The organism is Gracilibacillus saliphilus (assembly GCF_010994085.1).
GTDB classification, from domain to species: domain Bacteria; phylum Bacillota; class Bacilli; order Bacillales; family Amphibacillaceae; genus Gracilibacillus; species Gracilibacillus lacisalsi.
Genome location: NZ_WJEB01000010.1, coordinates 80,472 through 91,522, shown reverse-complemented (window position 1 = coordinate 91,522; position 11,051 = coordinate 80,472). Strand labels below are relative to the sequence as shown.

Annotated in this window: 5 protein-coding genes; 2 read left to right on the top strand and 3 right to left on the bottom strand. The window is 37.4% G+C overall.

All coding sequences use genetic code 11. From position 1 onward, the window contains the following. Positions 1-125: 125 nt before the first annotated feature. Positions 126-248 (bottom strand): hypothetical protein, encoded by a 123-nt coding sequence (locus GHT08_RS22390; RefSeq protein ID WP_272953892.1) that lies wholly within the window; start codon positions 246-248, stop codon positions 126-128. A gap of 22 nt (positions 249-270) precedes the next feature. Further along, entirely contained in the window at positions 271-4,419 is a 4,149-nt protein-coding gene (locus tag GHT08_RS10450; protein WP_163581348.1) for an endo-1,4-beta-xylanase, read from the bottom strand. Between the two features lie 354 nt (positions 4,420-4,773). On the opposite strand from GHT08_RS10450, the gene GHT08_RS10445 reads away from it, so the two are divergent. After that, positions 4,774-5,520: a response regulator transcription factor gene (locus tag GHT08_RS10445; protein WP_193568289.1), complete on the top strand. Its 747-nt coding sequence runs from the start codon at positions 4,774-4,776 to the stop codon at positions 5,518-5,520. Here GHT08_RS10445 and GHT08_RS10440 read toward each other — a convergent pair. Next, the gene (locus GHT08_RS10440) at positions 5,517-5,660 is read right to left on the bottom strand and encodes a hypothetical protein (RefSeq protein WP_163581346.1); all 144 of its coding nucleotides are present in this window, start codon (positions 5,658-5,660) and stop codon (positions 5,517-5,519) included. The two genes, GHT08_RS10445 and GHT08_RS10440, sit on opposite strands and share 4 nt — an antisense overlap. A 110-nt stretch (positions 5,661-5,770) precedes the next feature. On the opposite strand from GHT08_RS10440, the gene GHT08_RS10435 reads away from it, so the two are divergent. Beyond that, a complete protein-coding gene (locus tag GHT08_RS10435) occupies positions 5,771-10,978 on the top strand; it encodes an ATP-binding sensor histidine kinase (RefSeq protein ID WP_163581345.1) in 5,208 nt (1,735 codons plus the stop codon). Positions 10,979-11,051 lie beyond the last annotated feature (73 nt).

Below are 11,051 nucleotides of genomic sequence, written 5' to 3'. Positions count from 1 at the left end.
TTCTTTTGCATAAATTAAATCGCAAAAGTTGCCAGAGAACTAGCCGAAGTTGCCAGTAAATCATAAAAGTTGCCAGAAAAATAGCTAAAGTTGCCAGTAAATCATAAAAGTTGCCAGAGAACTAGCTAGAGTTGCCAGTAAATCATAAAAGTTGCCAGAAAACCAGCAATAGTTGCCAGTAAATCATAAAAAGTTGCCAGAAAAATTAGCGGACTATGCCAGTAAGTCAAGAAAGGGACTGATGCCATGCATCAGTCCCCCCCATTTCATTTACGCTTCTCTTCTCTTACTATAAATAAGGAAGGCTCCGCCAACAAATAGGATAATGAATCCCGCTAGTAAATAATTAAATGTGCTAGTAGCGGTATCAGGCAATTCATTGCCTTCGTCTTCCTCAGAATTTTCGTTGTTCTCGCTGTTCTCCTTTTCGTCTTCTATCTCAAATACTGCAAATGTACTAAAGTGATCCGTTTCGGCTGTCACTAACCCATCTTTGTATTCTCCACCAATGAGTTCCCATTCCTCCGTATCGGAGTTCCAGTAGAACAATTTTACTTTATTAGGATCTTTTACTTTTTCCTGAATAACTTTAAATGAAAGGGTAACCTTCGAATCAAACTGACTGATTTCTTCGTCACCTTGGAAAATGGTAAAGTCATACACTGTGCTTAAGGCCTCTTCTAAATCTTTCATTTTTTTAATTTCTAAATCTACAGCTTGATCTCCATTAGTAAATATGGAGGCTGGTAATTGGATAGTTACATCTTTCATGTTAATAGTGATGATAGTATTTTGTTGCTTTAACTGTTTCACTTGATCACTAGTAAATGAAACAGTGATGGAAGAGTCATGATTTTTTAGGTTGATGACTAATTCATCTTCATGTTTTAACTTATTAATATCGTCATCTTTAATCGTTGCTTGTTTATCTTCGACTACTGGTTTGGTTACGATTTGTTTTGGTTTTTCAGGTTTTGGATCATCTGAACCTGGCTTTTCCGGATCACCCGATTCCTCTGGGTCAGGTGTAGATTCTCTTGAATCTTCCAGTGTTAAAATACCGAATACAGATGTATCCTGGTAACCGGCACCAGTTGTGTCGTTCCATGTTGCAACACTTTGACGAGCACCGTCTTTTGCGTCATTAATTTGTACGTCAAAACCAATTTCTGTATTGTCAGAAGGAGAAATCGTTTTAAACGGTATCTTTACTTCTACCGTGTAACCATTATCAGAAACATCAGTTGCAGATTCAAATCCGTCAGCAATACTTTCCGGATTGAAGGAGGTTTCATTGTTAAAGTTTACTCGATATTGTCCGTCATCATCTTGATAAAATGATGTCTTTGCGTTGTTTTCGTCAACGAATACTTCAATAGAGTCCTGCTCCCATGCATTTTCGTTTGTATCGTCAAGATCCGAGTCACTAACTTGAATTAAAACATAGAGGTTTTCGTCATCCCATAAAGTCTTGGCTGTTCCGTTTGCTCCTTGCCAAGCCATTTGATAGCGATTAACTGGTAACTCTATTGCATCGTTCCAAACATCATCTATTGATCCATCGATTTCAGGAGTTCCAAATGAAGCTGTGGACTGCTTTGCTTCTGTCTCCTCAAGCTCATGTTCCTCAATAAATGTATCAGGGTCGATTACAGCATAGTATGCCGGTTTTGCTTGCAAGTCTTTATCAAACAATAATGGGCTTTGTTCAGCTCTCCAGCTTGTCGCATCGTTCAGCCCCCAGAATGTAACACGTGAGATATGTTCAGCATGTTCTTTATAGATCTGGAACAATTGTGCATATAGATAACCTTGTGCAATGGCTTGTTGCTCAGTTAGCTCATTGTCGCTACCAGCTGTAATATCAAGCTCTGTCACACCAACTTCTACACCAAGAGAGATAAATTTCTCCATCGAACGCCTTACATTTTCCGGATTAGTATTTAAATTGTAGTGTCCTTGCATGCCAACACCATCAATAAGTAGTTCGCCATCATTTTCTGCTGCATATTCCTCATTAATTTCTTTAACCATCTGGTAAATGGCTTCTGCTTTGTTTTGGTTATCATCATTGTAGTCATTGTAATAAAGCTTGATATCCCAGCCATTTTCATCAATGACTTCTTTTGCTGCACGGAAGGATTGTTCTACATAATCCTCTCCAATAGCATGATACCAACCTGATTGACGTAAAGATGCTTTCCAATCAGATGGGTTTGGTGGGTTATCAATCATTGCTTCATTGACAACGTCCCAAGAAATAACGTCATCCCCGAAGTGTTCCACTGTTGTTTGGACATGGTTTCTTAAATTTTTAAGTGCTTCTTCACGACTTAGTGGATCACCATCTTCATCGGAATGTAACCATTCTTCTGATTGTTGGTGCCAAACAAGCACGTGACCATGTACATCAAAGCCTTCTTCTAATGCTCTTCCAACAAGTGCATCCTCTGCTTCGAAATCAAATTCTCGATTGTCGTTATAAGCATAACCTGGTTTCATAGCATTTTCTGCTGTAACGAGGTTATGATGCATTTGAAGCAGTTCAAGTCTAGTGCCTTCGAATTCTCCGGAAGAAACTGCATTTCCAATTAAGAAATCATCTTCGTATACATCTTTGATTGGCGTTAAGTCTTTTTCCACTTCTACATCGTCAGAACCTGTCGGCTCAAATGTTATATCATCAATGTAGAATGAAGCTGTACTATTGTTGGAGCTTTCTATATAGATGGATAAATATTCATCACCAACACTGTCATAGCGATAAGTTCCTTCTAATTGCACCCAACCGTCTTCTGTTGTAATCGTCTCTCCGTGTAGGTTGTTGTAATTAGCTCCATCTCCCTCACCAACTTGAGTAGACAATTGTAACTGAGTGCTATCCGGTGAGATCAACTTAACCCAAGCAGAAATTCGATATTCTTTACCTTGATCGACAAACTCTTCTACGCGTAAGTATGGACCATGCCAGTTTTCAGATCGGTTTTCCACTTTTAACGCGAAAGCCCCATCTTCTGTATGGTTCGCTTCATCGGTTACGGTTAGAAGCTCCTCTCCGCCTCTAGCTTCAAAACCGCCAGTAGTCCCGTCTTCAAATGTAATAGGTGTGAACTCTTTGGCAGGTGGTCTATCTGCATCTGGTTCATTATTATCATCTGATGATTGTTCCGTAATAACAATTTCACCAACATAAAACGGAACAGTCGCACCATCAGCATTAGATTGAACTCTTAAGCTTGTATCTGCTTCAGTATTAACCGTGAATTGTCCATTTAATGTGAAGCTTTCCCCAGCAACGAAATCGCTATTGGATAGCCAAGTATAACTATCGACAGTAGAAAGAACTGCTTGTGCCCCGTCAGGAATAAATTCGTCACGATCAACATAACCAGTGACAGTAGCTGTGTATGTCTTTCCATCTTCTAAACCAAGTTCGTCAAAAGTAAAGTCTACTGCATCGTAATCATTACTACGGTTGCTTACGTATAAAGCAGTACCATCATCATTGCCCTCAAATGCTTTATCTGTCACGGTAGTAAGACTAGCTCCACCAGATTGTCTTGCTAGACCTTGTCCATCTGCAAAGGATTCTTGGTAAACAATTTCTTCTGGCTGTTCGTCTGATTCTTCAACAGGGGCTGGTGCCGGACCATCAATCCAATTAGCAATTTCCTCTAAAGTCGTATCCATCATGACATAATGACGCCCCATTGCATAATCTCCATCATTAGGATAGCCTACTTTAAATGCATACTTAATCCCTTGTTCTTCATTTGCTTTTTTTGCCTTGTCGTTATAGCTACCGTATGGATAGGCCATAAGCGTCGGATCTTGACCGGTAATACTTTTTAGATATGTGTTAGCTTCAGCAATTTGATGTTCAGCATCTTCTGTTGTGATCGTACTGTCACTACCAACACCATTTCCCCATACAGCATCACTGTGATCGATGCTATGGTTTTGAATACTAACGTTAGGTTTATCCGCTAAACTAAGTAATTGCTCTTCGGACATGCTGTAGTCGTCATCGATCCAATCGGAGACAACAAATAGAACCGCATTCATATTAAAACCGTCTAGGATGGGAAGTGCGTTGGTGATAAAATCTGGAGTTGCATCATCAAAGGTTAATAAAATGGGATTTGCAGGAGCATCCTCTTCTCCTTCCATGATGCGAACATATTGCTCTGCGGTGAGTGTATTATAACCGTTGTCATGGAGATATCTCATCGTCTGTTCAAACTTATCAGTGCTAGTGTCCGTCCATTCATCTGTGGGATTTTCAACGACACGGTGATAGAGAAGAACTGGAATATCTTCAGTCGTTGCCGCTTCTGTAACCGGAGTAACCCAGCCAGATGGAATGACCAAAATCGTTACGAGAAATAATGAAATAAACCTTTTAAAATTCCTGTTCATATTTTGAATTCCTCCATATTTAAAAATTGTACCGAAAAAAGTAAAACGCTTACAAATCAGTGGTCAACCTCCTTTCCAATTCATATTTTAGCTTGTTAATGGAAAACCTTTAACCACAAAAGCTAAAGGAAATACTTTAAAAATTAAACATCTTTTTATGGGATTTAGTAGAATTTGCCTATAAATATGATGGAAAAATTGAAAATAATTAATTATATTGTTGTGCTATGTAAAACCTTTGGTATACTAATAGAAAAGTACCATTTATAGGTAGTTTATATTACCCAAAAGTACTAAAGATATATACAATATTGTGAGCAGAAGGAATAATAATAGTTTAAAAGAGGGGGATCAATGGTGGCTAGCGAAAAGATTTTAATAGTTGATGATGATGCGGATATGCGTAACATATTGGAATTGTATTTGACAGAAAACGGCTACCAAGTGTTATCTGCAGAAGACGGTTTAGAAGCTTTGGCAATGGTCGAGCGGGAAACGCCAGATTTAATTATTTTAGATGTAATGATGCCTAAATTAGACGGATATGAGCTTTGCCAGGAAATAAAGAAAATAATAGATATACCTATTATTTTCCTTAGTTCCAAACAAGATGATATGGATAAAATTTTAGGATTAGGTGTTGGCGGTGATGATTTTATTGAGAAAACAACCAGTTCACCAGTTTTAATCGCTAAAATAAAGGCGCATTTACGCCGGTATCGGAAGCTGTTCAACACTAATAAACAAAATGAAACCATGGAGAAAAAGTCCAATATAATTGAGTACCCAGGCTTAGAGATTAATCTTGACAGCGCTGTCGTGAAGTTAACTAACAAAACATTGCGATTATCGGCGAAGGAGTTTCAGATTTTATGTTTGTTAGCGCAAAATCCTGAAAGAGTGTTTAGTGTAGAGAAAATATTTGAGTTAATCTGGGATGAAACTAGTTTAGGAGATTATCGGACGGTTATGGTACATATTAGTAATCTAAGAAAGAAGTTAGAAACAGATACTAATCAACTTAAGTATATTGAAACGGTCCGCGGAATTGGTTATAAATTTAATCGAATCGAAGAACAGCACGATATCAAATCGCCTTAATCTGACATCTTCTTTTCTCTTAAGAATTGTTTCACCTGCTGTACAGTAAATCCCTTTTGTTTGGCGAAAGTAAGTAATACTAACCATTCCTTATCTAACTCCTGTTTATCCTGATGATTTTTTGTCTTTGTATTTTGCAAATGTATTCCCCCTTTCTTACTCGTCATCCAAAGTATAAGGAGCGAGTTTAAAAAAGAGCTAAAGTCTGGTTAAAATTAACTTAAAATTTTGAAAATTAGGGTGATAGATGATGAAGAAATTATCGAGTTATCAACTGCAGGATAAGGTTATTGCTTCAAAGTCATGGGTATTATATAAAGCAGTTTCTAGTCTCAATGAGGAACAAGTTTTGATCAAGGTTATCCCTAATAAAGTACATCCCCAATCAAAAGCTGAATTAATTCATGAGTATTATACGCTATCTGATTCAGAGCTTTATGGAGTTCTTAAACCAGTAGCCTTAGAAAAAAGTAAGGAACAACCTTATTTGGTGATGGAGTACTTTGAAGGACCACCTTTAACAGAATGGTTAAGAAATAATCAAATATTTGATATCAGCACATTTCTAAAGATCGCGATTAAATTAACAACTATCCTTGAATCAGTTCATCAAAACAATATTATTCATAAATCGATTCAACCAGATCATATTTTATATGACCCAGATAGCGATCAATTAAAATTAACAGGCTTTCACCAATCGACTATGCTCATCAAAGAAATGCCGCAAGCTGACATAACCCCATATCAGATCGAAAAAGTTAGTTATGTATCTCCTGAGCAAACAGGTAGAATGAATCGACCGATTGATTACCGTTCCGATTTATATTCGTTAGGTATTTTGTTCTATCAAATAGCAACCGATCGTGTTCCATTTCAAGCGAAGGACCCAGTAGAGGTGATTCATGCACATCTGGCGCAAGCGGCGATTCACCCTCATGAAGTTAATCCTACAATACCTGAAATCATCTCTAATATCATTATGAAATTACTTGCTAAAGTCCCGGAACAAAGGTATCAAAGTACTTACGGATTAAAGAAAGATTTAGAAAAATGTTATCATGCTTTTTATTCCAATAATCACTTAGGGTTATTTTCATTAGGAGAGCATGATGCTAGTCCGATGCTTGAGAAGCCAAATAAACTTTATGGCAGAGATCGTGAACTGGAGGAGTTGATCAGCAAGTTTGAGCATGTTCAGCATGGAAAGCCTGCACTAGTATTACTCCCGGGTCCGTCTGGTATAGGTAAGACTGCCTTGGTTCAAAAACTTCATCGACCATTATTAAACAAACAAGGATATTTTATTTCGGGTAAGTTTGTTCAATATCAGAAGCATATTCCTTATGCACCGATTATTGAAGCTTTTCGGTCTTTAATAAGGCAAATCTTATCGGAGGATGCGGAAAGTATTCAAAGGTGGAGAGCTAAACTGTTTCATTCATTGGCCAATAATGCTTGGGTAATCGCAAATTTCATCCCGGAAATTGAATGGTTGATTGGAAAGCAGGAAGAAGGATCTGAACTACCACCGCAAGGCGTCCATAACCGTTTCATGTTAGCGGTCAGAAAGTTTGTTGAGGTGTTTGCTACTGATAAACATCCACTTGTATTGTTTATCGATGATTTACAATGGGCAGATAGTGCGACGATTGATTTAATGAAGCATCTTCTAACAAATCCAGACAGAAGAAATTTACTGATTATTGGTGCTTATCGTGATAATGAAGTGTCAGTTGGGCATCCTTTTGAAGTGTTTGTCAATCAAATCAATCAAACTGAAGTACATGTATCTACTATACCTGTCCATCCCTTAGCAAAGGCCCATATCGAACAATGGATAGAGGAAATTCTTTCTCTTGAAGCAATAGATGCGGAACCATTGGTAGAGTTAACTTATCGTGTTACAAAAGGAAATCCTTTTTTTATCATTCAGTTATTACAATTGTTAAATCAAGAAAAAATGATTCATTTTAATTTAAGTACAGCAACTTGGCAAATTAACCTTACCACATTGAAAGAGATTCCGATGACAGATTCCATGATTGATTTTATTATGAAGCAGATCAATACGTTACGAGCAGAAACGAAAAAGCTATTACAATTGGCTGCTTGTATAGGAAGTCAGTTTAATCTTAAATTATTGGCAACTATCGCTGGGGAAAGTTATGTAACAACAGCAAATCAATTATGGAATGGTTTAGAAGAAGGGGTTATCCTCCCGCTAGATGCCCGTTATAAATGGGTCTATCCCAATGAGAATGAACAGCTACTAGATGAAAACCCTCCAAACTATCGGTTTTTACACGATAAGATTCAACAAGCATTTTATACATCGATGTCTACAGAAGAACGCGAGCAAACTCATTTATTGATTGCAGAAGAATTAATTAGTCATTTGACCACGGATGAAATGGAAGATCACATTTTTTCGATTGTGAACCATTTGAACCTCTGTCAATCTCGGCTAACTAAAGGTCAACTAAGCGATTTAATCAAATGGAATCGTATAGCTGGCGAACAAGCAAAGCGTGCAGCAGCATTTAAATCAGCATTAACATTTTATCAGAATGCTTTTCAATTATTACCTCAGGATAAGTGGGAGAGTGATTATCAGGAGACATATGCTGTTATGGTGGGATACGGCGAATCATTATACCTTAACCAATTTTTTGAAAAAGCAGAAGACATTTTTGAAGAAACATTACTAAAAGCAAAAACCTCACAAGAAAAGTTGTATATTTACAATTTAAAAATAACATTGTACACCCATATCCATGAGGTGAAACAAGCGACAAATTCAGGGCTTAATGGTTTGCGGCTATATGGTATTGAAATAAAGGATAACCCGAATAAAGCGCTAGTAGCAAAAGAATATTTGTTAACAAAGCTTGCTTTAGCAAACAAACGGGAAGAAGATTTACTTAAGCTCCCTGCCGTAACAGATGAAGATCAAAAGCTGATTATGCGAACCCTCATTAATTCCAATGCGCCGACATATCATTTTGATCAAAATTTAGCAACGATTTTGATGCTGCGAGCACTCCGGTTAATCTTGAAATATGGTGATATGGATCTAGCTGCACTTGTTTACAACAATTATGCTTTGACATTAAGTGCTGGATTTAGTGATTACGAAGGAAGTTATCGATTTGGAAGTCTTGCGATTCGACATGTAGAAAAGTCTGGAGATAGTGCATTACAAGCACGAGTTTACTTTGTATTTGGTTCTTTTGTTAATCATTGGATAAAGCCTATCCGCTATAGCTTAGAATATTTAGAGAAATCACAGCAGCTTTGTATCGAATCAGGCAATTTACATTTAGCTGGTGCTACTGGTGCATTCATTGGCCTGACACAGTATCTAAAGGGAGATAACTTAGAACAGGTTAAGGAAGGAATCGAAAGACAGTTAACATTTGCAAAGAAACATGAATATGCGATTTCCAATGATTATTTAAGTGAGTTATTGGAATGGATTGATGTACTTTCCTCACAGGAGAAACAGCCAACATGGGAGTTTTCCGAGTTCACAGATGATAAATCAGCTGCAATTATTCATAAGACTACTCGCTTGCAAATGGCCTATTTATTTAACCACCGTTCTAAAGCAATATCACTGATCGAAGAGCTAGAACCACTCGTAGACAATACCATGGTTTTAATCGTTGCACCAGACTACTTTTTGTACCATTCACTATGGATTATAAAGTTAATAGAAGAAAAAGAGATCACGAGAAGAAGAGGTTTAAGTAAGTTAAAGTCTAACTTGAAGAAATTACAAAATTGGGCAAAACACTCTCCAACTAACTATTTGCATAAGTATTTACTGATTCTTGCTGAATATCAAAAACTGGCTGGTCAGGATAATCAGGCGATCGTGAATTATCATCAAGCAATAGAAAATGCAGAAGAGAATGGATTCCTCCAAGATGTAGCAATCGCCAATCACTGTGCGGCAAATTTTTATCTAGCAAAACAGTTCCCCAAAACTGCCAAGTCCTTTGTGACAGAGGCCTATAACGGTTATATTAATTGGGGTGCCGTGCATGTCGCAGAACAAGTCAAGCAAACTTATCCAGATTTGTTACTACAAATCAACACGAGTTTCTCAACCAACTATCACATGAAGGAAAGCTTAGAAACAAAAGCAGTTTTTGAAGCGGCTCGAGTCATTTCTAGCGAAGTGGTTTTAAATCAATTAATTAGCCGATTAATGGAAATGGTTTTAACTTACGCAGGGGCAGAGCATGCATCCTTTCTGTTGCCTAAAGAAAACAAGCTTGAATTGGTAGCCTATAATCATATGGATGGAGACGTAAAAATATATGATCAGCCCCAACCACTAGAGGATCACTCTCATGTATCAACAGCTATCGTTCATTTTGTAGTTAATAGTAGGGAAGCGGTTGTATTAGACCATGCAGCAGAACAGGGACCTTTTATCGAAAATCATTATATTCAAGAGAGACAGGTAAAATCGCTATTGTGTCTCCCGATTGTCAACCAGGACAGACTTGTAGCTGTTTTGTATATGGAAAACAATAAATCTTCACATGTCTTTACCCATGAGCGATTAAGTTTATTAACATTTATTACATCTCAAGCGGCAGTATCGATTGTTAACGCTTATCTTTATGCCGATTTAGAAGAAAAGGTACGTAAACGAACAGCATTATTAAATGAAACCAATCAACAATTAACAGAGGTTAACCAGCAATTGAACAATTCAAAAGAGAAAATGAAACACTTACTCTCAAATGTGTCACATGACCTCCAGTCACCAGTTGCGGTAGTTCAAGGCTATGTCAGTGCTTTATTAGATGGATTGGTGGATGATCCTGTAAAACAAAAGGAATACTTACACATCATAAAAAATAGAATGGGCGGTTTGGATAAGCTTATTAAGGACTTATTCGACTTATCCAAACTAGAATCAGGAAACATGAACTTTTCGATGGAAGCCATTCCTGTCGACCAATTGTATGGGCATTTCTGTCATATGTTCGAGTTAGAAATCAAACAGGCTGGTCTTGATTTTAGCCAGCGAATCGAAGCTGATTGTACGGATGAGTATCCGTTAGTGGAAGTCGATGTGATGCGATTGGAGCAAGTGATGGCGAATTTAGTTTCCAATGCCATTAAACATACCGATATAGGTACGATTGAAATAACGTTAACCATTTCTGAATCGAATGAAGTTATTTTCGCTGTGAAAGATGAAGGAGCCGGTATTTCCCAATCAGATATTCCCTATGTATTTGACCGGTATTATACAAAGAGTAGGGGGCAAGGTAATGGACTAGGTCTTGCTATTAGCGAAGAAATTATTCTTTGTCATAATGGTCGCTTATGGGTGGAAAGTAAGGAGCAGAAAGGGACAACTTTTTATTTTGCTTTACCAATTTTCTCTGAACAATTATATCAATCATTAGAGAAAGAGGAGACAAGATCATAAAGCAGTGCGTTAATTCCTCCAACTATGAGTATTTCTAAGCTTTTTGCAGAAAGTATAAGAAGTACTATGAATA